21 protein-coding genes and 1 pseudogene are annotated in these 25,762 nt (G+C 42.6%); 13 read left to right on the plus strand and 9 right to left on the minus strand.

Annotated elements, in window-relative coordinates; translation table 11 throughout:
• Positions 1-32: 32 nt before the first annotated feature.
• Entirely contained in the window at positions 33-1,853 is a 1,821-nt protein-coding gene (locus DWB79_RS11855) for a phosphoenolpyruvate carboxykinase (GTP) (RefSeq protein ID WP_016524292.1), read from the minus strand.
• A gap of 248 nt (positions 1,854-2,101) precedes the next feature.
• Between DWB79_RS11855 and DWB79_RS11860 the strand changes: the two genes are divergently transcribed.
• Together DWB79_RS11860 and DWB79_RS11865 are read left to right on the plus strand one after the other, a co-directional pair.
• The gene (locus DWB79_RS11860; protein ID WP_016524293.1) at positions 2,102-2,905 is read left to right on the plus strand and encodes a MetQ/NlpA family ABC transporter substrate-binding protein; all 804 of its coding nucleotides are present in this window, start codon (positions 2,102-2,104) and stop codon (positions 2,903-2,905) included.
• Positions 2,906-3,098: 193 nt separating this feature from the next.
• Positions 3,099-3,779, plus strand: coding sequence for a tetratricopeptide repeat protein (locus DWB79_RS11865; RefSeq protein WP_016524294.1), 681 nt, complete (start codon positions 3,099-3,101; stop codon positions 3,777-3,779).
• Positions 3,780-3,865: 86 nt separating this feature from the next.
• On the opposite strand, the gene DWB79_RS11870 is transcribed toward DWB79_RS11865, so the two are convergent.
• The 3 genes from DWB79_RS11870 to DWB79_RS11880 form a co-directional block, all read right to left on the minus strand.
• Positions 3,866-4,783, minus strand: a complete 918-nt coding sequence (locus DWB79_RS11870) for a TIGR03943 family putative permease subunit (protein WP_016524295.1) — start codon at positions 4,781-4,783, stop codon at positions 3,866-3,868.
• 65 nt (positions 4,784-4,848) lie between these two features.
• Positions 4,849-5,892 (minus strand): FAD:protein FMN transferase, encoded by a 1,044-nt coding sequence (locus tag DWB79_RS11875; RefSeq protein ID WP_040859279.1) that lies wholly within the window; start codon positions 5,890-5,892, stop codon positions 4,849-4,851.
• A gap of 33 nt (positions 5,893-5,925) precedes the next feature.
• Positions 5,926-9,525, minus strand: a complete 3,600-nt coding sequence (locus DWB79_RS11880) for an alpha-amylase family glycosyl hydrolase (protein WP_016524297.1) — start codon at positions 9,523-9,525, stop codon at positions 5,926-5,928.
• A 160-nt stretch (positions 9,526-9,685) separates the two neighbouring features.
• Here DWB79_RS11880 and DWB79_RS11885 point away from each other — a divergent pair, with 160 nt between their 5' ends.
• Positions 9,686-10,573 (plus strand): fructose bisphosphate aldolase, encoded by an 888-nt coding sequence (locus DWB79_RS11885; protein ID WP_016524298.1) that lies wholly within the window; start codon positions 9,686-9,688, stop codon positions 10,571-10,573.
• Positions 10,574-10,940: 367 nt separating this feature from the next.
• Here DWB79_RS11885 and DWB79_RS11890 read toward each other — a convergent pair whose 3' ends face one another.
• Positions 10,941-11,669 (minus strand): DUF2715 domain-containing protein, encoded by a 729-nt coding sequence (locus DWB79_RS11890; protein WP_016524299.1) that lies wholly within the window; start codon positions 11,667-11,669, stop codon positions 10,941-10,943.
• A gap of 278 nt (positions 11,670-11,947) precedes the next feature.
• Between DWB79_RS11890 and DWB79_RS11895 the strand changes: the two genes are divergently transcribed.
• From DWB79_RS11895 to DWB79_RS11935, 9 genes are all read left to right on the plus strand, one after another.
• A complete protein-coding gene (locus DWB79_RS11895; protein ID WP_016524300.1) occupies positions 11,948-12,178 on the plus strand; it encodes a hypothetical protein in 231 nt (76 codons plus the stop codon).
• Positions 12,179-12,238: 60 nt separating this feature from the next.
• Positions 12,239-12,739, plus strand: a complete 501-nt coding sequence (locus DWB79_RS11900) for a GNAT family N-acetyltransferase (protein WP_016524301.1) — start codon at positions 12,239-12,241, stop codon at positions 12,737-12,739.
• Between the two features lie 71 nt (positions 12,740-12,810).
• Positions 12,811-13,668, plus strand: a complete 858-nt coding sequence (locus tag DWB79_RS11905; protein WP_016524302.1) for an SIR2 family NAD-dependent protein deacylase — start codon at positions 12,811-12,813, stop codon at positions 13,666-13,668.
• Positions 13,669-13,781: 113 nt separating this feature from the next.
• On the plus strand, positions 13,782-14,957 hold the full coding sequence (locus DWB79_RS11910) for an iron-containing alcohol dehydrogenase (protein WP_016524303.1): 1,176 nt from the start codon (positions 13,782-13,784) through the stop codon (positions 14,955-14,957).
• A 29-nt stretch (positions 14,958-14,986) separates the two neighbouring features.
• A complete protein-coding gene (locus DWB79_RS11915; protein ID WP_016524304.1) occupies positions 14,987-15,613 on the plus strand; it encodes a site-2 protease family protein in 627 nt (208 codons plus the stop codon).
• Between the two features lie 173 nt (positions 15,614-15,786).
• Complete coding sequence (locus tag DWB79_RS11920) at positions 15,787-18,591, plus strand: type I restriction endonuclease subunit R (protein ID WP_016524305.1); 2,805 nt, start codon at positions 15,787-15,789, stop codon at positions 18,589-18,591.
• A gap of 2 nt (positions 18,592-18,593) precedes the next feature.
• Positions 18,594-20,036 (plus strand): type I restriction-modification system subunit M, encoded by a 1,443-nt coding sequence (locus tag DWB79_RS11925; RefSeq protein ID WP_016524306.1) that lies wholly within the window; start codon positions 18,594-18,596, stop codon positions 20,034-20,036.
• Complete coding sequence (locus tag DWB79_RS11930) at positions 20,033-20,848, plus strand: Fic family protein (RefSeq protein ID WP_016524307.1); 816 nt, start codon at positions 20,033-20,035, stop codon at positions 20,846-20,848. The genes DWB79_RS11925 and DWB79_RS11930 overlap by 4 nt, the downstream gene beginning before the upstream one ends.
• Positions 20,849-20,875: 27 nt before the next feature.
• Positions 20,876-22,453, plus strand: a complete 1,578-nt coding sequence (locus DWB79_RS11935; protein WP_016524308.1) for a restriction endonuclease subunit S — start codon at positions 20,876-20,878, stop codon at positions 22,451-22,453.
• Here DWB79_RS11935 and DWB79_RS11940 read toward each other — a convergent pair.
• Positions 22,424-23,137, minus strand: a complete 714-nt coding sequence (locus DWB79_RS11940) for a restriction endonuclease subunit S (protein WP_084762250.1) — start codon at positions 23,135-23,137, stop codon at positions 22,424-22,426. The two genes, DWB79_RS11935 and DWB79_RS11940, sit on opposite strands and share 30 nt — an antisense overlap.
• Here DWB79_RS11940 and DWB79_RS11945 point away from each other — a divergent pair.
• On the plus strand, positions 23,081-23,890 hold the full coding sequence (locus DWB79_RS11945) for a tyrosine-type recombinase/integrase (protein WP_016522084.1): 810 nt from the start codon (positions 23,081-23,083) through the stop codon (positions 23,888-23,890). The two genes, DWB79_RS11940 and DWB79_RS11945, sit on opposite strands and share 57 nt — an antisense overlap.
• Positions 23,891-24,108: 218 nt before the next feature.
• Here DWB79_RS11945 and DWB79_RS11950 read toward each other — a convergent pair whose 3' ends face one another.
• The 3 genes and pseudogenes from DWB79_RS11950 to DWB79_RS11960 all read right to left on the minus strand — a co-directional run.
• Entirely contained in the window at positions 24,109-24,477 is a 369-nt protein-coding gene (locus tag DWB79_RS11950) for a PIN domain-containing protein (protein ID WP_016522085.1), read from the minus strand.
• Positions 24,477-24,707 (minus strand): antitoxin, encoded by a 231-nt coding sequence (locus tag DWB79_RS11955; protein WP_016522086.1) that lies wholly within the window; start codon positions 24,705-24,707, stop codon positions 24,477-24,479. The genes DWB79_RS11950 and DWB79_RS11955 overlap by 1 nt, the downstream gene beginning before the upstream one ends.
• Before the next feature lie 383 nt (positions 24,708-25,090).
• A pseudogene (locus tag DWB79_RS11960) lies at positions 25,091-25,762 on the minus strand (restriction endonuclease subunit S); the annotation flags it as partial.

A 25,762-nucleotide genomic window follows, 5' to 3' on the forward strand; every position in this document is an offset into this window, starting at 1 on the left:
AATAGAAACGCCCGACGGATGTTTCGGTACGATTAGCCGAGACGTTTTTCCAGCGTATTTAAGGCTTCGGTAAGCTCTTTAGGCAGCTTGTTACCGAATTTTGGATAGTGATTTTCGCGGATATCCGCAATTTCTTTCTTCCAGCCTTCAGCATCTACCGAAAGGATCTCCTTCATTTGTTCCTTCGACACATTGAGTCCTTCGGTATTGATAGCCCCGTCTTTAGGCATCCAGCCGATAGCGGTTTCTACGGCGTTGTCTTTGCCGTCGCAGCGGTCGAATATCCATGCGAGTACGCGGCTGTTTTCTCCGTAACCGGGCCAAATAAAGTTACCGTCCGAATCCTTGCGGAACCAGTTGACGTAGAAAATCTTGGGCAATTTGTCCGCCGTCGATTTTTTACCGATGTTGATCCAATGCTGAAAATAATCACCCATATTGTACCCGCAGAAGGGGAGCATCGCAAACGGATCGCGGCGGATACTGCCGACTTTTAAGTCAAGCGCTGCGGCGGTAATCTCCGAGCCGACAATCGAGCCGAGGAATACGCCGTGATTCCAGTCGCGGGATTGATGTACCAGCGGAATGGTACTCGGACGGCGGCCGCCGAACAGGAATGCGGAAATCGGTACGCCTTTGGGGTCTTCCCATTCATCTGCGATTGCAGGACACTGCTTGGCAGGCGCAGTAAAGCGAGCGTTCGGGTGGGCAAATTCTTCGCCTTTCGGACTTTTATCCGTCGGTAGCGCATCGCGGGTATTACCCTTCCAGTCTACCAGCTTACCCTTTGCAGGATGACCAATCTGTTCCCACCATATATCGCCGTCTTCCGTTAAAGCGCAGTTGGTAAAGATAGTGTTTTCTTTTATCGATTCCATTGCGTTTTTGTTAGATTGGTCGGAAGTTCCCGGCGCTACGCCGAAGAAGCCCGATTCGGGATTAATGGCATACAAGCGACCGTCCTTTCCGAACTTCATCCATGCGATATCGTCTCCAACGGTTTCAACCTTCCATCCGGGGATGGTGGGAATAAGCATCGCGAGGTTCGTTTTGCCGCATGCAGAGGGGAATGCTCCGGTAATATACTTTGATTTTCCTTCAGGATTGGTAATTTTTAAGATGAGCATGTGCTCGGCCAGCCAGCCTTCATCCCGTGCAAGCACGGAAGCGATACGCAGTGCAAAACACTTTTTACCCAGCAAGGCATTTCCGCCATAACCGGAGCCATACGACCATATCAACCGTTCTTCCGGGAAGTGAGAGATATATTTATGTTCCAGCGGAGCGCAGGGCCATACGCCGTCATCGGTTTTACCCGATTCAAGCGGCTTCCCGACCGAGTGCAGACAGGGGACAAATGCGCCGTTGGCGCCGAGCGCCTCAAGTACCTTTGTGCCCACCCGTGTCATAATATGCATATTGCAGACAACGTATTCGGAGTCGGTAATTTCGATACCGATTTTTGCGATATCGGAACCTACGGGACCCATCGAAAAGGGAATAACATAGAGGGTACGCCCTTTCATGCATCCTTTATATAGAGCGCTCATCGTCTGCTTGAGCTCAACGGGATCTGTCCAGTGGTTTGTAGGGCCGGCATCCTCTTCTTTTTTTGAAGCGATAAATGTCCGGCTTTCTACACGAGCAACGTCGGAAGGATCGGAACGGAATAAAAAGCTGTTCTTTCGTTTTTTTACGGGCGTTGCCAGTTTTACATCAACTAATTTTTTCATCAATCGGTCATATTCTGCCGTCGAACCGTCACATACATAGACATTATCCGGTGTACACAGCGCCGTTACCTCATCAACCCATTGACGAGCCTTCGTATGTTTGAGCGTATCTATCGTCATTATTTTTCCTCCAATATATAACGTTATATAACGTATTTGTTTATAGTTTATATTTTATAGTATACATTTAGTATACATTATAGATGATAATCGAAATATCAGGTTTCTGCAACATTTTTCTCTCTTTGTGCATCCCTTTTTAACAACGGCGGTTTAACCCAATATATTCCCTTCTATAAACAGCCCTAGACAGAACTTAAAGATATATAGTAATCTAGCGTTCATTCCAATGGAAAGGAGACTCGTTTATGAAAAAACTACTCACATTACTGCTTGGCGCAGTTCTTTGCGCAAGCTTATCGGTTTCCTGTGCGAAAAAAGAAAACAGTCAAAATATTTTGACTGTTGCTGCAAGTCCGGAACCCCATAAAGCCCTCTTGGAGCTTGTAACGGAAGATCTTGCAAAGGAAAATGTTACGCTCAAGGTTACCGAGTTTACCGACTATGTAACCCCCAACGATGCGGTCGAAACGGGCGAACAATTCGCAAACTTCTTCCAGCACGTTCCCTATATGGATACTTTTAATAAGGAACATGGTTACCATCTGGTCAGTGTAGGAACCGTTCATATTGAGCCGCTTGCGCTGTATTCAAAAAAATACGGAAACATCTCCGAATTTAAAAGCGGCGATACCATTGCCATTCCGAATGACCCGACAAACGAAGCGCGTGCACTGTTATTGCTTGAGTCCGCACATATTATCACTTTGCGCGAGGGCGCAGGCTTAGCAGCTACTCCGCAAGACATTACCAAAAATCCCTACAACTTAAAATTTAAAGAAATTGAAGCTGCCACACTTCCGCGCGTACTTGCGGATGTTGAAGGTGCTGTCATCAACGGAAACTATGCTATTCCGGCAGGTCTTTCCGCTGCAAAAGACGGTTTGCTTGTTGAAGGAAAAGATTCTCCCTATGCGAACGTTATTTCGGTTAAACAGGGAAATGAGGACGATCCGCGCATCAAAGCATTGATAAAAGCGCTCCAAAGCGATAAAGTACGTAAGTATATTATGGAAAAATATCCTAACGGAGAAGTTGTCGCGGCATTCTAGGAATATAATTACAAGCCTCTAAAAAGGATCGATTAAAAGATCGATTTTTAGAGGAAACCTCTGAAAGCTGAAGTTTGCAGAGGTTTTCCTTAGAGGCTTTCTGTTACCGCTGTGGTTCAACGATTCACGACAGGGGAATTTCTAAAGCTCGTCAGAGACGTTAGAAATTCCCTACGAAAGAGAGGTTGATAAAATGAACGTACAACAGAAAACGTATAGTTTTATAAAACGCGCTATGCTGATTTTTACGGTATTAGCGTGTGCATCGGGAGTAATCTATGCGCAAGAAAAGGCTGATGCGCTGAAATTATACCGTATCGGTCGCAGTTTGGATAGCGCAGGGAGAGCAGAAGAAGCAAAAGCATCATATACGGCAGCAGTCGATGTATGCCTTGCCGAACTCCGCCAAAACCCGCGCAATATGGACTCCTACACCGTCTATACGTGGTCGTTGTTCCGGCTCCACAAATACCGTGAAACGGTAACCGTCTGCAACGAAGCGCTTAAAATCGCATCGGATGTGCGAATTATCGAAACATTAGGCGAAGCTTACTTTTATCTCAATGATTATAAAGAGTCGCTCCGCCAAATGGAACGGTATATCGATATGGCGCCTACCGGAGAGCGGGCAAGCGTCGCCTACTTTTATGTCGGCGACATTTACCGTTTAACAAAACGTTATCAAAAGGCTGATATTGCCTATTCCGCAGCAGTGCATTTGGAACCGTCCAATTCACTGTGGTGGTACCGTCTCGGTCTTGCCCGCGAACAGGCAGGGTATAAACAAAGCGCACGGGACGCTTTCCAACGGGCGCTGAATATACGGAAAGACTATAAAGAAGCGTCGGAAGGTCTTGCCCGCGTACAGCTTTAAAGTCTTTACCTCACTGCTCAATATCAGGGCATCTACAAAAACTCGGTTGGCTTTTTAGAGATGCCCATCAATCTATACCCTTCGATCTACGGGTAAATATACTCCCGCTGCGGCGGGTCGATCTTTTTTATCGTTTCTACAATAATAAGCGGATCAAAACTATCCTTATACGGCTTTTTTGACAGTGTACCGGTAACTTCAATCCATTCGCCGTCTATAATGGCTTGGATATCGTTCCACTGTGCAAGGACGCCAACCGGCTGCATATCGGCGGCACAACATATCATCATCATACGGGCTAAGGCGAATTCATCCTTTTCAAACAATTCCCCATCTTTCCAAACTGAGCCGGTTGCAGTAATTTTTTTTCCAATCCATGCATCAGGCTTTGTATACAGCTCGGTAAGCCATTGCGCAAACGTATCGTCATTCATAACAATACCGCCGTCCGCAGTCTGTATTCTTGATTCCGCGAAGGCGGGAGCAACGGAAGTGTTTTCCATAGGGGAAGCTGCTGCAGAGGATACAACAGAACCGGAAGAGGAAGGTTCCTGAGCGTCGGCAGCTGCGGAAGGCGAAGCCGCAACAGGCGAAACTGGCGATTGCCCGCCGAGTAAGTCGGTATATGCAAATTGCGAAAAGCGCACCTCTGTTCCTGATACCGTTACCATACCAACCAAAGCAACTGCAAAGACAGCAATACCGAAGACGCCTACGCGCCCGCTGCGGCTATCTCCTGTAGGACGGTCAAAAACAGCTGCGGAATACCCATTATTAAATAATGAGGTATGCCGCTGCGATTCCTGCATCATTCCTTTAAGTTTGAGCACACCGATAATAAAAAACACTGCCGCAGAAAATAACAGCATGGGTACGTGCCGCTCATGTACATAGCGGTATACCGAACCGGAAACGACTACACCGATAAAATACAGCGTAAAGCCGAAAAGGGTTACCGCCTGCAACATATTTTGAAGGCGGGTGTTTTGTTTTATAATTTTCACAGCAGCTCCATAACTATCTTTTGGGAACCTCTAAAAATTGATTCGTAATCCGCTTAACCGACACCTTATTTACCCGCAACGTCCTCATTCGTATCTGCAAATCGGAAGGCAGGATTTAACATCGTAATATGCTGTTGAAGGCCGCTTGTAACACGAATACTGTTATCGTCAAAGATAAAAAGCGCTTCCGTACCGGGGAGTTCGGCAAGCGCTGTGGTGGCCTTCTCATACCCAAGCACAAAGGATGCCGTTGACAAAGCGTCCGCATCGGTTGCAGAGTTAGAAAAAACGGATACCGCTATCAAATTGTTCCGTACCGGATACCCCGTTGAAGGGTCGATAATATGATGATAACGGATACCGTCCTGCTCAAAATAGCGCTCATAGCTGCCGGATGTGGAAATACAGCAGTCTTCAATCGGAGCGGAAATAATCGGCTGCCCCTGCTGAACACGCGGATCGCGGATACCGATATTCCATAAGTTACCGTCGGGGCGTTTCCCCACAGTGGAAATCGTACCACCGATGTCGATTACGGCATGCGCAATTCCTGCCTGCTTTACGATACGAGTAAGCTCGTCGGCAGCAAACCCTTTTGCAATCGCCCCCAGATCAAGCTTCATCCTTTCTTTTTTAAGAAAGACCGCCGTACCGGTCAGTTGCACATCCCCATAATCGGTGTGCGAAAGCGCCGTTTGAATATCCTGATCATCAGGCTTCCGCGCGTTCTCAAAACCGATGTTCCAGAGCTTGACCACGCTGCCGATGACGGGATTAAACGCCCCATTCGTTTTTTCAGCAAAAAATACAGCCCGTTTAAACAGTGGGTATATATCTGCCGGTACATTAACCGCGGATACGCCGGATGCCTTATTGATATCGATAAGCGTAGAGGATTCGGCATTTGCATTTAAATGCCGCTCCAGCTCTTCAAGCCGACGAGTACAGGTCTGGAGTACGGCGTCTGCTTCCGCCTGCGGTTTTTCCGTAAACAGTTGGATACTGCACACCGTACCGAGCGCAAACACGGTGCGGCCCTCTTTTCTGACAGCAGGCTTACAAGAAGCGAGCGTCAGCACCAGCATGAGAAAAAAACAATACTTTTTCATTCCGATTTCACAACCTTGCACGGATAAACCGCACTATTTTAACGTACCGGCAAAGATCTTGAGGTACCGATCCACTTGATATCCCGACTTATGGATCGCCGCAGAAAATTCCTCATCAATTCGACAGTACTTTTCTACCGAAGCGGAAGTTTTCTTAACGCACTCTGCCTGTTTAACCGGCCGTGCAGCAGAAAGAAAGAGCATTGCAGCCATATCGTCGGCAAGCAATTCTGCGGCTTCACGGTTAAACCATTTAATTCCATCCCATTCATGAATGCCGATACGAATAATGATATTAGGATCCTGCGCCATCCGATGAACAATACCGGTTCTGCGGATAGATTTTTTTCCGCGCGCATTGTGCACATAATAGAGGTACTTCACCGTATCGGCTTTATTTTCAATAGGATCAATATCAAAACCGGTCGAACGAATAAGCGCCGTAAGTTTTTCATCAAGATGCAGAAAGGCGAAGAGCCTGCTGATATTTTCTTCCATCTTATAATAGACCGCAATATCTTCCACAGCCATCAGGAATAACGAACCGAACGATACGGCAAGCTGTGAATATGTTCCGCACATTTTATGGATAAATACGGTAACGGCAGAAGTCATCTCGGTCAACGGCATTTCCTGTACCAGCAAACCGGAGGCGCAGAAGAGCAATCGGTATATGCGCGCCTTATACAGTGTCAACAGCTGTTTAACGGATGTTTTAACCGACGGAACTTTTTCCTCAAGGAAATGCTCGACCTGATTACTGCGATATGTTTCATCTAAAGCAGTCAAGAAAACAACGGCTAACGGTTCAAGCTTGTTGATAAACGACTGTATCTTTAATTCCGTTTCGTGTCGGTTCTCAGTATGCTTACAATCCTTTACCAGTTGGATACAATCCTGCAATATCTCCTTAGACACACACACGTCAAGCGAATCGTAAAGTTTCTTAAACTTGATCTCGTTGATACCCATTGCAACATCAGCAACACCGCTGCCATTGAGCTTTTCGTACAATTTTCGATACAGTTCATCCGGAGTGTCGGTTACCTCATGGATGTTCAAAAATACTTGCGTTTCAAAGCCGTTTAGAGCGGCAAACAAACCGCGCTCCGCAATTTCAGTGCTTTTTCTGATAAACCACAATTTTGAATGCTGCTCTTGAAAAATCACAAACCGATTGGAGGTAACCGTCAGCTGTAAACCTTGCGCAAGAGTCCGCTGTACCAGCCGTTTTTCGTCATCCGCGCCTTTAACGGCATAAGCGGCAGACATATTGATCCAACCTATAGCCCGTTCATATTTGTTGTTATAGAGGATGAGAGAGCCAGAGTCGCCGTGCACGTTCGACCACGCAAAGACATTCTCGTTTACCTGCCCATCCGTCCAGAAATCATAGAGTAGGAAATTCTCTACGCCGGAGAACAAACGACGCTGCTTCATCAGCGGGAAAATTTCCCTGCGGTGCCGCTCCACAAGACCGATGTTTACCTGTTCATCGTAATAGGCACGGCGGTATTCCATACCGTATTTTTCTTCAAAGCCTTCAATTTGCCCGTGCCCGAACATCGGCAACCCCGGCATCGCAACCAGCATGGTACAGACGCCGAAGTATTTATCATCCCGCCCGAACTGCGCCACGGCGGTTTCTTCATCGGGATTGTTCATAAAATTGACATAGCGCTTCAATATTTGCGGATCGAACTCGAGGGTATTTTTGATCGTCATCCGGTATTTTGCGTTATCTTCTTTCTTCAGCATATTCATAAATGCAGAATTATACACACGGTGCATTCCAAGCGTGCGGACAAAATACCCCTCCATCATCCAAAAGGCTTCGGCTAACAGCAAGGTATCGGGAGCTTCAACTGCACAGCGGTCTACTACCTCACGCCAAAACTCTTCGGGCAGCCGCTTTTGGAACTCCTCTGTGGAAAGCGCAAAGCGGGAACGGCTTGCGATATCTCCTCCCCGACCCGGCTCAGGATACCACAGCCGCCGGATATGCTTTTTTGCCAGCACCATTGCCGCATCGAAGCGGATAATCGGAAAATTCCGCGCAACGTGCAAAATCTTCCTGATAACTTCTTCACGGGCTTCAGGATTGAGAAAGTCAATTTGAGCGGTATCGTTCCACGGCAGACCCGTTCCGTCGTTCCCGTGATAAATATACCGTGTATCGCCGGTATAGTGATCGACCCGTTTAAACACCACCGCACAATCCGTTTTTGAATAGTAATGGTTCTCGAGGTAAATCCCGACACGGGAATCGTGAGAAAGATTTTCTCCGTCAAAATTATAGCCCGGGAAAGGACTTTCGCGGGTTTGTATAAAAAGATCAGGCCGCTCAATGACCCATTTTGAATCTATGCCGGTATGATTCGGCACCATATCCGCGGCAAGCCGAATACCGCACGCACCCGCACGTCTGCGCAGATTTTCAAGCGCTTCCCATCCGCCGATATCTCCGGCTATCTCATAATCCGTCAAACTGTACGCACTCGCTGCCGCTTCCAAATTTCCGCATATCTGTTTAATCCGCGCACTTGCAGGGGAACGTTCCCACACTCCGATAAGCCACAGCGCATTAAAGCCTGCTTCTGCAAGGAATACAAGCTCCTCATCGGGAATTTGATCGAGGCGAGTGATAGAGCGCTGATACTTTTTGCTGAGTTGATCCAACCATACCAGTGTACTTTTGGCAATCATCACAACATTCGGCATCCATTCCCGGTCAGCACTGAACCGTTCATATTCCTGCGTCAGATCTTCAAAATGATAGGCATCGTGTCCGCCAGCGCCGCCACCGCCCTGCCAAGCAGCTTTCTCCTCTTCTGAAAGGATATCCTGACTTGTTAAGAGCCTACCGATAAATTCGCCGAGCAAATCAAGCCAGTGCATTTTGATATATTCAAGCTGCCCCTTCAAGCTAAACGGTGCATAAGAAACGGGGGCTTTAAGCAACGAAATCAGATCGATTTTTTCAGGACCGAATACTTCGTTTTGAGACGCCCATTCACAAAGGCTGTCCCAAAAACAATTATACGAAGGATTCGCTGCAAGCTGTTCATCAGTAAAAAGAGGGTAAAAGGGCTGAAATGCGGGATTTTCATTTGCCAGTTTACACAAAATGAGTTCTTCAAACGCACGGTATTTATTTTCGATACCCGATACCGGATCGGTATTACAGAACCAATCTTCAACCGTCATCGTCCCGCCGTAAACCTCAGCAGGAGGAAATTCGGTACAAAATTCGAGTAATAAATTGTCGAGGTCGGGCAACTGTTCCTTTGCAAGTTCCGCTTGCACAAAGTCATACCCGCTGCTAAAAAAATCGGCGCGTACATCCCGCCGGTAGAGGCGGCACATATAATGGAATATTTCGTCGATGAGTCCCATCGCATTCAGTTGTCCTGCTTTTAAATACTGTTCTGGATGCACCGGCATCCCGAATGCGCCCGACTCGACAACCTCGTTATACTGAAAAGTAAAGGCATAAACATCGTTGATATTCCGTATAATTACATTCCCCGTCGATGAAAAGAGCGTTTTTGAAAAACGGCATTTTTCACGTATATCACGATGGATATGAAATTCCATAGTTTGAAAAAAACTATCCACATAAACTTTTTGCATATATTATCCTCGTATGTGCTAATTATATGCTGAAAATCCGAATATGTGAAGCTAGGCTAGCGTTTTTCACATTCATAAGATATACTAATAGATAGAGTTTAGTTTTAAATGCTAAATTATACTCAATTTTAAAGAATGCTATTTTGCAGGAGGTTTTATGATGGACAAGCAAAAAATAGAACGGATGCACACCGGTAAAGGATTTATCGCAGCCCTTGATCAGAGCGGCGGTAGTACGCCTAAGGCCTTAGCTGCCTACGGTGTCGGGAAAGATGCCTACTCCAATGAAAAAGAGATGTTTGATATGGTGCATGCCATGCGCACGCGGATTATCACCAGCAAAGAATTCGATAAAAAACACATTCTCGGCGCTATTCTTTTTGAACAAACGATGGATCGCGATATCGAAGGCATTCCTACGGCAGATTACCTGTGGGATAAACGCGGCGTTCTTCCGTTCCTAAAGGTCGATAAGGGACTTGCAGACTTAGCTGAAGGTGTTCAGATGATGAAGCCGATGCCCGATTTGGAAGCATTGCTGCAGCGCGCTGTACAGAAGCATATCTTCGGTACAAAAATGCGCTCTGTGATAAAGGAAGCAAATCCGGCCGGTATCAAAAAAGTTATCGACCAGCAGTTCGAAATCGGGCTACAGATTGCAAAGCATGGATTAGTACCGATTATCGAGCCGGAAGTAGACATTCACAGCTCTGATAAAGCAAAGTGCGAAGATATTCTAAAACAAGAAATTCACGACCACATTGCAAAATTGCCGAAGGATGTATTGATTATGCTCAAGCTGAGTATCCCGACGCAGGCAGACCTGTATAAAGAGTTTATCGACCATCCGCAGGTTGTGCGTGTCGTTGCGCTTTCGGGCGGCTACAGCAGAGAAGAAGCCAATGCCCTGCTGGCAAAGAACCACGGGATGATTGCAAGCTTCTCCCGCGCCCTTGCTGAGGATCTGCGCGCACAGCAGTCGCAAGAAGAATTTGATAAAACCCTTTCCACTGCGATTAAGAGTATCTACGACGCTTCGATTACATAATTGACCTGCCGCATAAGCAATTCATGGGGCTGTCCAAAAACTTCAGTTTTTGGACAGTTTCCTTAGATTTAGATGCGACGTTTAAAATTAAGTCATTATAAAGACTTAATTTTAAACTCGACGGGGATGTCCCGAAAGTAACCAACTTTTGGGACATCCCCATGAATTGCCCGCCCCATCCTTTTAACATAGAAAAACCGCTATGAAACGTGTCTTGCATTAGTAGATACATAAGTTGATACTTGTTTGGAACCGCTATGTATGCAGATTCTGTGGAAAGTTTTAGATTCTCATATACCGTGTCGTAATCAACACCCCCGACAGAGATTCATCCGTGGATAGCATTGATGAAATGGCTGTGATTTCCTTAAAGTCTGAAAGAAACAGCGAGCCGGAGTGTAAAGGTGTTTCCCAATCCGAATGTTCCGGTTATTTTATCTTTTTCACTAGGATTTGAGCTTTTATGAGTAATAAAAATGCCGGAAAAGCTGAGCATATCATGTATGCTGGCTGTAATACCGATATGCTGTGTAAACAAATACTGCAGTCCTATATGCAATGCAACCGGTGACACTGCATAATAAAAAGTTGTTCCAATTGTTTTGTTTTTCCATGGTCTAAAAGATCCTGCGGCAACTCCCGGCCCGATTCCGCAGTGAATACTAAACGGCTGTTTAACTCCGTACGTGTAGCCGAACAGTATCTGCCCATCAACAATAGAGCCTATGGTGTACTGTTTTTCGTTACCGAAACCGCCCTGTTTGAATAGGGTAATAGGACGCCCTATATTATTGATAATGCTAAAAGTAAAGCCGCTTGTTTCGTGCGTAAAGTGCATATCGATGCCGGTTGACGGAACCGGTATAATGTACGTAACTGCTTTTTGAGAAAACGCATCCGATTCTCCGATATTTTCTACTTCAAAAAAACTCCGTACCGTATGTACGGTACCCCCTACACCGGGAGAGAAAGTAATTTCTGCTGCAGAAAGGGAAATACCAATAAATAATAAAAATGCAAGCGCTGCACGCTTTTTTGCGACATAAGTCATCGTTGCAAACTTTGTAAAAGAACAAAATGAATTTTTTAATTTCATGACTATTTCCTCCTGTGTATTCATCGAATGACGCTACGGTTGAATGCTAACATTGCATATACTATATGTCAAGTATTATGAAAAAACCTGTCAAAAATACAAATATGATTTAGAACAAACGTTAGAAAGGCGAGCTTTTCACATACGAGGTTCTGATGGATATTCATTTTAACAGGCCGACGGCAAAACACAAAAAAGAATATGAGACACACGATACAAACCACACATGCATAGTATCAGTCAGTTATTTATTGTATAATTAGGTATAGGAGCCTATTATGAGTCGTAAAGTTTTTTGTGAAAAAGATGGAGTTGTAATTACCTATACCGATAACGATGTATATTTTGAAGACTCTAAAACAGCCGAAGCTATCTTGCTTACAAACGGAGGAGAAATAATCCATTCTAATTTTGATAGAGAAAAAAATGAATATTTTAAAAATTATCTCAAGCAGATTTATCAGTCTATCACGGCATTCCGTAATCTTGATGCACTGGAGACTGCTTGATGCCCAATAGTACAGAAGTGCAATTTTATAATTGATTGTATAAGAAGTATAGAGGTTCTGATGGATATTCATTTTAACAGGCTGACTGCAAAATATAAAAAAGAAACAATTGATATTTTCAATTATTATATCGAACATACAACAGCAGCATACCGTTCCGAAAAAGTTGGGTATGACTTCTTTAACACCCTCGTTGATGACGACGTTGTCAGCGCATACGCGATAATGAATAATGCAAACGAGGTTATCGGATTTTGTATGCTGGAAAAATATAAAAACATTCGAACATTTAACGAACTCGGCGATTGCATGTATTTCATTAAACCGGAAATGACCGGAAAAGGCGTGGGACGGAAAATCGTATCATTGCTGGAAAATGACGCAAAACTGCACGGAATGAAAAAGCTTGTCGTTGATATATCCGATGAAAATGAAAAAAGTATTGCATTTCATAAGAAGCATGAGTTTATTGAATACGGAAGATTGAAGAACTGTTGGCGGAAATTCGGCAGGAACATCGGAATAGTATATATGTATAAAGACATAGGTACGGCAACATAAAAAAAAGAAAAGGTAAAAAAACAGCAGGTCGGCTCGTTAAATTTTTATAGAAAAAGATTCAGGAAAGGATTATGGAATTTGCAAATGAATTTTTGCCGCTCCTTGAGCGGCTGAAAGCAGCCCTTACGGAAGCGGATACGGTACTCATCGGAGCGGGCGCGGGGCTTTCGACTTCGGCAGGTTTTACCTATTCAGGGGAACGCTTTGAAAAACATTTTGCGGATTTCCGCGCGAAGTACGGTTTTTCGGATATGTATACGGGCGGGTTTTATCCGTACACGACATTGGAGGAACACTGGGCGTACTGGAGCCGGTATATTATGATAAACCGCTATGCCGATGCACCGAAACCGGTCTACGAAAACCTGCGTAAGTTGATAGACGGTAAGAATTATTTTGTGCTGACTACGAATGTCGATCACTGCTTTCAGAAAGCGGGCTTTGATAAGGCGCGGCTGTTTTATACGCAGGGTGATTACGGTTTGTTTCAGTGCAGCGTGCCGTGTCATCAGAATACGTATGACAACGAAGCGCAGGTGCGAACAATGTATGAGCAACAGCACGATATGAAGATTCCGAAAGAATTGATTCCGTACTGTCCGGTGTGCGGCAAACCGATGAGTATGAATCTGCGGGCTGATGACACGTTTGTAGAAGATGCCGGTTGGCAGGTTGCTGCTCAACGCTATGCCGATTTTCTTACGGCATACAAAAACAGCCGCATCCTCTTTTTAGAACTCGGCGTTGGAGCAAACACACCCGGGATTATCAAATATCCGTTCCAACACATGGCGGCACATAATCCGCAGTCGGTCTACGTGTGCATCAATTACGGAGAGGCGTTTTCACCGCAAGAAATCGAGCAGCGTTCAATTTGCATCAACGGAGATATCGGTGAGGTGATAACGGAGCTGATAGAACAGCATTAACTTTTAAAAACAGCAGAAAATCACGGAAAATACCGCAGGATAGCATAATCATCTAATCTATGATAAACTTTATCTCACTATACTAACTAAAAGATTGCCAGAGGGAGGCTATAATGTTTAATTTTGTTTTTGATGTACCGGTAAAGATACTGTTCGGAAAAGGCAGTGTCGAAGGGCTTGCCGATGAGATAGTAAAATACGGCAATAGAGTGCTGCTCTGTTACGGCGGCGGGAGTATCAAGAAAATCGGCCTTTACGATACGATAACCGCACAGTTAAAATCAAAAGGTATTTTTTATGCGGAACTATCCGGCATTTCTCCCAACCCGCGGATAGAAGAAGTTGAAAAAGGAATCGCGCTGGTACGGGAACATAAGCTTGATTTTATCCTTCCTGTCGGCGGCGGAAGTTCCATCGATTGTGCTAAGACAATCGCTGCCGGTGCGCACTATAACGGCGACCCGTGGGACATTGTTACCCGGAAGGCATCAGCGGAGAACGTCCTCCCGCTCGGTACTGTCTTAACCCTTGCAGCGACGGGTTCCGAAATGAATTGCGGAGCCGTTATTACTAACTTTAAAACCAAGGAAAAGCTCGGCTTTGAAGTTCCGCTTGTAATGCCTAAGTTCTCCGTGATGGATCCGTGCTACACCTTTTCGGTACCCAAAGCGCATACGGCTGCCGGTACTGCGGATATTATGAGCCATACCTTTGAAAGTTATTTTTCTTTGGACGATGGGGCTTACTTACAAGACCGGTTCGCCGAAGCGATACTCAAGACTTGTATCCATTACGGCCCCATTGCGCTGAAGGAACCCGATAATTATGACGCCCGCGCCAATCTGATGTGGGCAGGAACATGGGCAATTAACGGCTTGTTAGGTTGCGGAAAAATGACGATGTGGTCGGCTCATCCGATGGAACACGAGCTGAGCGCCTTTTACGACATTACGCACGGGGTAGGACTTGCAATCCTGACCCCTCACTGGATGCGGCACGTGCTGAACGACAATACCGTGCATAAGCTTGCCGAATACGGCGTCAATGTGTGGGGCTTGCCCGTAGACGCGGATGTCTATAAAACCGCAAACGCCGCCATCGATAAGACATCGGAATTTTTTGCATCGCTCGGTATCCCGATGACGCTGCGTGAAGTCGGTATCGGCGAAGAGCATCTTAAAGAGATGGCGGAAGCGGCTGTGATGCACCGGAGCCGCAGCGGAAAAATCCGCGGCTTCCAAACCTTAACGGCAGCCGATGTCCTTGCAATTTATAAAGCGGCGCTGTAAAAGAGTTTTTACACTGATAGCGTTCTTTTATGAATTTTAACTGGACTAATATACTGTATTCGCTGCCCGGGATTATTATCGGCCTTACCGTACATGAATTCAGCCATGCCTTCGTTGCGGATAAACTCGGCGATGGCACGGCAAGAGCACAAGGGCGGCTCACATTAAATCCGTTCTATCATATCGACCCGATCGGGATGGTTTTTATCTTGTTTGCAGGATTCGGCTGGGCAAAACCGGTACAATTTGATATGAGAAACCTGAAATCGCCTAAGCGAGACCGGATACTGATTGCATTGGCAGGACCGCTTTCGAATTTAATATTGGGAATAGTATTTCTCTTCATTATCAAATTGTTTTTTTCTTTTTTATATTTTTTACCGGAGGCACTCTATATAAGTCTGTTTAGACTGCTGTTCTATATTTCCGTCATAAATCTGGGGCTGTTCATATTTAATATGCTGCCAATTCCGCCGCTGGACGGCAGTCATGTATTTTTATCGGGACTCAATTTAAGCAATGAAGTTGAGCGGAAGATAACACAATACGGCACTCTTACTTTGTTTGCTGTTATAATCATCGAAAACATAATCGATATCGATTTACTCCCTATCGGTACATTTACTCATTGGGTTGTAGGTTTAGTTTTTCGTTAACTAATGAGAATCAACAAATATATTTGAAGCACGGCTGCGCTGCGCCGGAAATCCGATGCGTTTACTCTAATATGAAATGTGGCATTCGCTACCAAAATCCGTAAACTTATGGTATAATACTTCCCATAGTTTTGATTATCGGAATATGAGTATGGGAACATCAGGATATAGTTATGACGGAATACAAAAATAATCATAATTTCAGATATGACGACCTATTGCCTGAGCAACAAGCGCGTGTTTATATAGATGCATATCTTGAAGATGCCGGCTGGACGGTAGTCAACCGGGATGAATTTGTTCCCGAAGCGATAAACGCACAAGCCGTCCGTGAAAATATCTTAAAAGGCAATAAAGAAGCTGATTACATTCTTTATCTTGACGGAAAGGCTATAGGGGTTCTTGAAGCAAAAAGAAAAGAGAATAATTTAGGCTTTGAAGTTGCAGAACAAGCACAGCATTACGGAAACATTCTGCCCGATTGGATACAGGCATGGAAAACTCCGCTTCCGTTTATTTTTCTTTCAAACGGTGAGACTTTGCTCTTTAAGGATATGCGCGACGAAAAACCGTGTTATACAGTTCTTAAAAAAATGCTCACCCCGAAAGATATTGTTACATTGGCAGGCGACGGCATTGATTCGGAATATGCAAAACTTCCTTCCGTCCCTGCTGTAGGGGCAAAAGGTTTAAGAGAATGTCAATTTGAAGCAATTACGAAGCTGGAACTTTCATTTAAGCAGAGAGCCAAAAAGGCACTTATCGTTTTAGCTACGGGTGCCGGAAAAACATTTACCGCCTGTACGGCAGCGTATCGGCTTTTGAATTATACATCCGCAAAGCGGGTTCTTTTCCTTGTAGACCGTAACAATCTTGGGAAGCAAGCCGAAGGTGAGTTCGGTACCTATAAACTTACAGAAACCGGTAATCCTTTTTCCGATGAATACATTGTTCATCGACTTAAAAGCATTGAAAAAATAGGAAATGCAAGTGTCGTCATTTCAACGATTCAACGGCTTTTTGCAGTACTCACGGGACAAGAAATAAACGATGCCGGCGATGACGAAGAAACGGATTATGATGAAAACGCACCGGGAAAACAGATTCAGTTTACCGGAAACATACTTTTACCGCCGGATTTCTTTGACGTAATTATCATTGATGAATGTCATCGTTCGATTTACGGAGATTGGCAGCAGGTTCTCACCTATTTTAAGAATGCAAAAATCATCGGACTAACGGCAACTCCGACACCGGAAGCGGAAGCGTTTTTTAATAAAAACCGAGTAGTCAATTATACTTTGGAAAAATCCATTGCAGACGGTGTTAATGTTCCTCCGCGTGTGTATAGAATTAAAACCGAAATCTCGGAAACCGGCGGCACCATTAAAGACGGTGAAAAAATTAAAAAAATTTCCAATTGGAGCGGTAAAAGAAAAACGCAAAAGCAGCATGAAGACCGGCAATTCACCACAACGGACATAGACAGAAGTGTTGTAATTCCGTCACAAATCGAAATCGTTGTTCAAGCATATAAAGATTCCATCTATGAGTCGCTGTATCCGGACAGAAAAAAAGACTGGACGATGATTCCAAAAACGCTTTTCTTTGCAAAAAGAGAAAGCCATGCAAAAGACATCTTAAAAGCGATAGAAAAAATTTTCGGAAGCGAATTTCCTAGCGGGAAAATCCCCGAACAGTATGCCCAGTTGATTACGTGTAAATCCGGAAATTCAAATCAACTGATTAGCGATTTTAGAAATAATAAAGATTTTCGGATTGCAATTACCGTTACACTTGTTGCAACAGGCACCGATATCAGGCCTTTGGAAATTCTTGTTTTTATGCGTGATATACAGTCCGAAGTTCTCTACACTCAGATGAAAGGACGCGGATGCAGAACACTTGCCGACGATAAACTAAGAAACGTAACCACAAATGCGGTCTCAAAAGACTTTTATTATCTTGTGGATGCAGTTGGCGTAACGGAACACGAAAAATCAATGCCAACTCCGGGCGGCAGCGACGATATAAAAAAAGTTTTGTCACTCAAAGACCTGCTTGAACATCTTGCACACGGAGAATTATCCGATAAGAATTTAGAACTGTTAGCAGACTATCTTTCACGCGTAAATAGAAAAGCCGAATCGGAAGATATTATCGAACTTAATGAGTTACTCGGTGCTATTACCGTAAAACAATTAGCTGTAAATATTTTTGAATCAATCGCACCCGAATCTTGCATTTTACCCCCCTACAAAGATATTAACGAGCCGAATACGGAAAGAAAGATTTTGATTTCCCCACTCATAAACAATGTAAAAGCTCGCAAAAAACTTTTGGAAATCAATGCCGGATTCATTAAAATTGCCCTTGAAAAACAGGACACATTACTGTATGCGGGATTTTCAAAAGAACAGGCAAAAGAATATATCGCTACATTTGAAACCTATCTTGATGACAATAAAGATGAAATTGAAGCATTACGGCTTCTTTATAATCAGGAAAAAGTCGCCATCACGTATACGATGCTTAAAGATTTGGAAAAGAAACTTATTGCGTATAATAGCCAGTTTACGCCGGAATTCTTGTGGACGTGCTATCAAACACTGGACGGAGAAAGCGGAAAAGTAAAACCCTTAAACAGAGAAACGGAACTGGGCGTTTTTACCAATCTTATTCAACTGGTAAGATACGGATATAAGTTGGATGATGAACTTGTGTCCCTTAAAAGACGATTCGGCAGCTATTTCAACCTTTATTGCGGACAGGCTTGGCGTAAATTTACGCCGGAACAAATTGAAATCGTGCGGCAGATTGCAGAATACATCGTACAAAACGGTTGTATCACGAACGTTGAATTAAACAATGCAAAACATGATTTGTTCGTAAAAGCCGTTCCAATCTTCGGAGCCGACAAACTAAATGCGGAAATGCAAACAATTTCAAAATACTTATTCTACGGAAAGGCAGCATAAAAATGGCAAAGAAACAAACAACGCCGTCAAAACCGGAACAGGCGCTTACAAAAAAAGTTTGGAACATGGCGGACGTTCTTGCGGCAGCCGGTGTCGGATTTACGGATTATATTATTCAGCTGACATATCTCTTATTTCTAAAAATGGATTTTGAAAAAGAATCGTACGGTTTAGGCAGTGCACTTCCTGACGGAAGTAAATGGAAAGATATTGTTCAACTGGACGGGCCTGATCAACTTGCAAAATATGAAAAGATTCTTGAAATTTTACAGGCAACAGACGGACTTATCGGCGCAATTTTTACGGAGGCACAAAATAAAATTACAAAACCGGCTCTTCTTAAAAAACTGATCGGAATGATTGACGAAGAAAACTGGTTTAGTATGGACGGAGACCTCAAAGGTGCAATTTACGAAAGTATTCTTGAAAAAAACGGACAAGATAAAAAATCCGGAGCAGGGCAGTACTTTACGCCGCGCCCCTTGATTAATGCTATGGTTGATGTTGTTCAGCCGAAGATCACTGAGACCGTTGCCGACCCTGCATGCGGAACCGGAGGGTTCTTGCTTGCTGCGTATGACTATATGCGTAAACAAAGCGACGAACAGAGTAAGGTGGAGTTCTTACAAACGAAGGCGCTGAGAGGAAATGACATAACGCCGCTTGTCGTAACGTTGGCTTCTATGAATCTTTATCTTCACGACATTGGAGCGGACACAACACCGATTAAATGTGAAGATAGTTTGGAACACGAACCCGAACATCTTGTAGATGTGATTCTTGCCAACCCGCCGTTTGGGGCTCGCCCTGCCGGAAGCGTGGATATTTCGACCATGCGTTCCGATTTGATTGTAACAACAAGCAACAACCAGTTAAATTTTTTACAGCACATGATGGTTATGTTAAAGGACGGCGGAAGAGCTGGAATCGTTCTTCCCGATAATGTGCTTTTTGCAGACGGCGCCGGAGAAATTCTCCGCAAAAAACTTCTAAAAGATTTTAATCTTCATACGATTCTTCGTTTGCCGACCGGTATTTTCTACGCAAACGGCGTAAAAGCGAATGTGCTGTTCTTTGAAAAAGGAAGCCCGACACAAGAGACATGGTATTACGATTACCGTACAGGGATTAAACACACCCTTGCAACGAAACCGCTTAAACGCTCCGACCTTGAAGACTTTGTAACCTGCTACTGTGCAGGACATGTTGAAGACCGCAAAGAAACGTGGTCGCCCGAAAATCCGAACGGCAGATGGCGTAAATATCACATCAATGAACTGCTTGCACGGGATAAAACCAGTCTGGATATTTCTTGGATAAAAGACGGTTCCGATACAGTAGACTGTTCCCTTGCCGAACTGATGCAAACTATTCAAGAGAAAAGCACAAATATTGTTGCAGCTGTTACCGAACTTTCCAAACTGATTGAAGGTATTGAAGAATGATAAATCGAAAGGAAGAACAAAACTTTGATAAACTTTCGGAAGTTATCAATGAGTACAATAGACTGCACATTGCGCAACAGCTTGATTACGATAAGTTCTATTTATATTCGATTATCACGCATTCAACGGCAATAGAAGGTTCGACCGTCACGGAAATTGAAAATCAGCTTCTCTTTGACGAAGGGATAAGTGCAAATAAACCGATTCATGAACAGCTTATGAACCTTGACTTAAAAGCCTCGTATGAAAGAAGTTTTGAATTTGCAAAACAACATACCCAAATGACACCGGAAATCCTCTGTGAACTTTCGTCTCTCGTAATGAAAAACACCGGCACTGTGTACAATACCATCGGAGGAACATTTTCTTCTGCAAAAGGAGAACTGAGACTTCTAAATGTCAGTGCGGGACGGGGCGGGAAGAGTTATATGGCATGGCAGAAGCTTCCGCAAAAACTGGAAGAATTTTGTGCTTGGCTCAATGCGGAAAGAAAAAGCATTGCAGAAAAAGATATAGAAGCTCAATACGTTTTTAGTTTTCTCACTCATTATAAACTTGTTCACATTCATCCTTGGGCTGATGGGAATGGCCGGATGAGTCGGCTTTTAATGAATTTTATCCAATATGAGGCGGGAATAGTACCTGCAATAATTAAAAAAGAAAATAGGGCGGAATATATTCAAAGTCTTGCTTCTTCGCAAGAAAAAGATGATGCGGCGGATTTCTTACAGTTTATGTTTTCACACCATATACGGAATTTGAGCGAGCGGATAGAAGAATATAAAACCTCTCTCGAAATGAGCGGCAGCTGATGATGGCAGTTACAGGGAGATCATAACGTGAACACAAACGCACTACGCCAAAAGATTTTAGACCTCGCAATTCACGGAAAATTGGTGAAACAAGACCCTACCGCTGAAAGCGCAGCCGTACTCCTTGAAAAAATCCGCGCGGAAAAAGAGAAAAAAATCGCCTCCGGTGAACTGAAACGCGATAAAAACGATTCGTATATTTTTATCGGTGATGATAACAGGCACTATGAGAAGTTCTCAGACGGCAGGGTGAAGGATATCGAGGATGTGCTTCCCTTTGCCGTGCCGGAGGGATGGGCATGGTGCAGGTTGGGAGAAGTTGGTTCTTGGCGCTCAGGAAGTACGCCAAATCGAAAAAACATTGCTTTTTATCAAAATGGAACTATTCCATGGCTTTTAACTGGTGATTTAAACGATGGAATCATAACAGATATTCCTAATAAAATTACAGAAGAGGCATACAGTCAAACCTCATTGAAATTAAATCCGATAAACTCTGTCTGCATGGCTATGTACGGAGCTACAATCGGGAAACTTGGAATATTATCAACCCCTGCCTCAACAAATCAGGCTTGTTGTGTTTGTAGTGATTTTAAGGGTATCTCAAATAAATACCTGTTTTACTTCTTACTGCAGCACAGAGAAGAATTTATACAGCTTGGTTTTGGTGGGGCACAACCAAATATTTCTAAAGCAAAAATTATAACAACTCTTATTCCTCTTCCGTCTTTACCGGAACAACAACGCATCGTCACAAAAATCGAAGCAATCTTTGCACAAATCGATCTATTGGAGCAAAGCAAAACCGACCTACAAACCGCTATCAAGCAAGCAAAAAGCAAAATCCTAGAACTAGCCATTCACGGAAAACTTGTTCCACAAGATCCGAATGATGAACCGGCAAGCGTTATGCTGGAAAGACTCCGTGCTGAGAAGGAAGCTAAAATCGCAACCGGTGAGGTGAAACGAGACAAGCATGATTCGTACATCTATAAAAATGCTGCTGATAATTGTTATTATGAGAAGATTGATGACGGAACCGAGGAACAGATTGAAGTGCCGTTTGATTTGCCGGAAAACTGGTGTTGGGAAAAAATTTCTTCAATATGTAAAATAAATCCTAAGAATAAGCTGAATGATGCTTTAGAAGTTTCTTTCGTACCAATGACCTTAATTGATTCAGAATTTAATAGCAATTTTACCTATGAATTACGAACATGGAGAACAGTAAAATCCGGTTTCAGTCATTTTTCCGATAATGATATTGGAATTGCAAAAATCACCCCTTGTTTTGAAAATAGAAAATCTGTAATTTTTAAGAATTTAAATAACAAACATGGAGCGGGAACTACGGAATTACATATATTACGAATAAACAGTAAATATATTCTTAATGAATATGTATTTTGGTTTATAAAAACCGATAGTTTCATCAAAGCAGGTATTAGTAATTTTACAGGTGCTGTAGGACAGCAGCGGATTGGAAAAGAATTTCTTTCAAAAATTCTTATTCCGATTCCACCCTTAAATGAGCAAATTAAAATATGTCGAAATATCAATAAAATAATGGAAAATTTAGCCGAGATTATTTTGAATTTTATCTAAAACATTAAACATTTCTTCAATGTTAGCAACAATTCTTTTTTGTTCCTCAGTTGGTGGGACTGGAATGAGTGCATTTCTTAGCATATTTTGTGTTAATTGATATATCTGAGTTGAATTTGATTCTCTTAAATAATCTTTAAAGTAAAAACTTTGCAAATATCTAAGAATGTAGAGATTAAATTTACTTCTAAAAACGGCCATAAATGCACCGAAGGCCATTTTTTCAGGTAAATTTCTAATTATAGTGCATTTTCCAACTAAATTTTTACTACCGTTTCGCGCACAAATTAAAATATCGCTGTTTACAACATATTGATTTTCGAATATTTTTGTTTGTACTCTTGCTAAATCTGATAAATATAATTTTCCATCTTGTATGTTATTTGACCGTAAAACAGGAATACCAGTGTCTATCAAATCTTTAGGATGATAAGTTAGTCCTATGTTAGTATCACCAAGTTCATGTAATCTGCACCATTGCCAGCTTTTCGGAAGCTCAAAAGGAATCTCATCATCTATGCAAATATCATTTTTTCCATCAATCTTCTCATAATAACAAGAAAATACACTACCGGTATACTTTCCAATAAGCGAATGTTCGCAAATTTTATTTATTGGGAGATCGTTATGAAAAGCGACGAAACTTTTGAAGAGTATTTGAAGAAAAGCAATCTTTCTCAGAATACGCTTACATCTTACCTATGGACGGTTAAATACTATGCCGAACATTATGATTCTTTAAGCAAGGAAAATCTGCTTGCATATAAAGGGTATCTGATTGAATTTTTTAAACCAAAGACGGTGAATCTGAGGATTCAGGGCATTAACAAGTATTTACAATTTATGCACCAAGATCAACTTCAGTTGAAGTTCGTAAAAGTTCAGCAGAAAAATTTTCTTGAAAACGTTATCAGTAACGCTGATTACCAATTTTTGAAATCAAGTCTTAAAACAGACGGAAATCTTGAATGGTATTTTGTTGTGTGGTTTCTGGCGGCTACAGGGGCGCGCGTCAGTGAACTTATTCAAATTAAAGTTGAGCATGTAAAATTGGGATACTTTGATTTATATTCAAAAGGAGGAAAACTCAGGCGGTTGTATATTCCCAAAATTTTGAAGGAAGAAGCATTACAATGGCTGGAATCAATCGGACGTCAATCCGGCTATCTTTTTCTGAATCGTTTTAAAAAGCATATTACCACCCGCGGGATTGCACAGCAATTAAAAAATTATGCAAGAAAGTACGGAATAAGTGGAAAGGTTGTATATCCGCACTCATTCCGGCATCGGTATGCAAAGAATTTTCTTGAAAAGTTCAATGACATTTCTCTGCTTGCCGATTTGATGGGGCATGAAAGTATTGAAACTACAAGAATTTACTTACGCCGAACCGCAAGCGAACAACGGGAACTGGTCGATACCATTGTAACGTGGTAAAAAGAATCACAGTTAAATCAACAACTCCGACACGTTGCCTCGATGTTGTTGATTTGAAATATTTGGGAACCTCTAAAAACTGCAAGCCTATCGGCTTGTTCTGTAAAGACTTAAACTGAAACTCGTCGGGCATCTCTAAAAATCTAACCGAGTTTTTAGAGATGCCCATTTGATACTGTTTAAAACTATTGCTCTTCGCTTTTAACGGAAATCATATTCTAACATATTATCGGCAGTATATAAAGCAACTTTGTATATATGAAGTTTCTTGTCATAGCCTGTGCAGCAATTTGCATATCATACGCCCCAATTACATTGCCTTTTCTTTCTAAATATGCCCGAATTGCACCGAATGCTTCCGCATCTTCTGTCGTGAAATCAACAAATGTAAAAGGTTTTACAAAATCCAGTAATGCATGCTTGCTCTCTTCCGGTTTACTGCTCTTGTATGCCCCATATTGCAATTCGCCGAATGAAATTGTTGAAAGATATATGATTCTATGATCAATGCTTTTTAGTTTTTCTCGTACTCGTTCAGGTCGATTATTTATAATATATATACAGATATTTGTATCAAGTAAATACACTAAATACCTTCCCGTTGTTGTGTTTCCGGTTGTTTCCGTCCCTCTATAAAAAAATCATCAGGAAATTTATTTAAACTTCTATCAAAACTATCCCATGGATTATCTTCGCGGAATAACACAATTGATGAACCGATTTTTTTAATACATAATTGATTGTCAGATACCTGAAAACTTTTTGGTAGCCGTATCGCTTGGCTATTACCGCTTATAAAGACTTTTGCATATGTCATAGTGCTTTTCCCCATAAAAAGTCAAGAAGAAAGTATTAACTTCCGCTTGACTTTTTACGCATGTTCGCAATGAAGTGAGAACGTGCGTATGATATAGATGTACAAGTTTGCACTTGTACAAACTTGAGTAAATAAAAGTCGTTCTATTTGTACGGCTTTCATTTTACACTCTTTGCTAAAAGCATATACTTAACAATATACAAAAGTCAATACGTGTGTATTGCATATCAAAACGATTTTTTACAAAAGTACAGCAAAAGAGAATCGTTTAAGATGTAAAGATGTAAAAAGCCTGTAGACAATGAAAAACAGTGATAAGTCGATTGGTATTGTGTCCAATATAAAAACTAAACTGTAACTATCTGAATTCAATTGAGACAAAACTATTCTGTTAGCGAAACCGTGATAAAATCAAGTTTAGCAAAGAGCTCTTTAATTTTGGCAACGATTCGTTGTTGTTCGGAAAGTGGGGGAAGAGGAAGAAAGAATTCTATTAGAACGTTTTTCGGTAGTTCTTTTTGATTGGTAGATCCGGTTGCAGTCTTATTAATTTTAGTTTGCAGATACTCAGATGTAAAAACAGTATATATATACTTTTGATATATGTATGCTTTATAACATCTCACAACGGATATATGTGAATCAGGGACAATAAAAGGATATTTACCTAGAATTCCTATATCAAAGATACCAACTCTCCCAATAGTACCCGTCCCTGTAGAATTTATTACAATATCTTCGTGTTGTAGATGATATTCATTAGTCCATTTTGATAATGAATTTGGATCTAAAAAAAGAACCTTATCTAATACTATACTATCCCATTGATTACACTTTTGTGCCAAAACCGGATATTGACTTTCTTTTGTATAAACGGGTGTTTTCCCTCTGGATATGAATTCGCAAATCTCCCCCAACCTGCACCACGCCCAGCCCTCCGGTACGGCAAACGGGATTTCGTCCTCGATATCCTTCACCCTGCCGTCTGAGAACTTCTCATAGTGCCTGTTATCATCACCGATAAAAATATACGAATCGTTTTTATCGCGTTTCAG

It is taken from the genome of Treponema medium (genome assembly GCF_017161265.1).
Lineage (GTDB): Bacteria > Spirochaetota > Spirochaetia > Treponematales > Treponemataceae > Treponema > Treponema medium.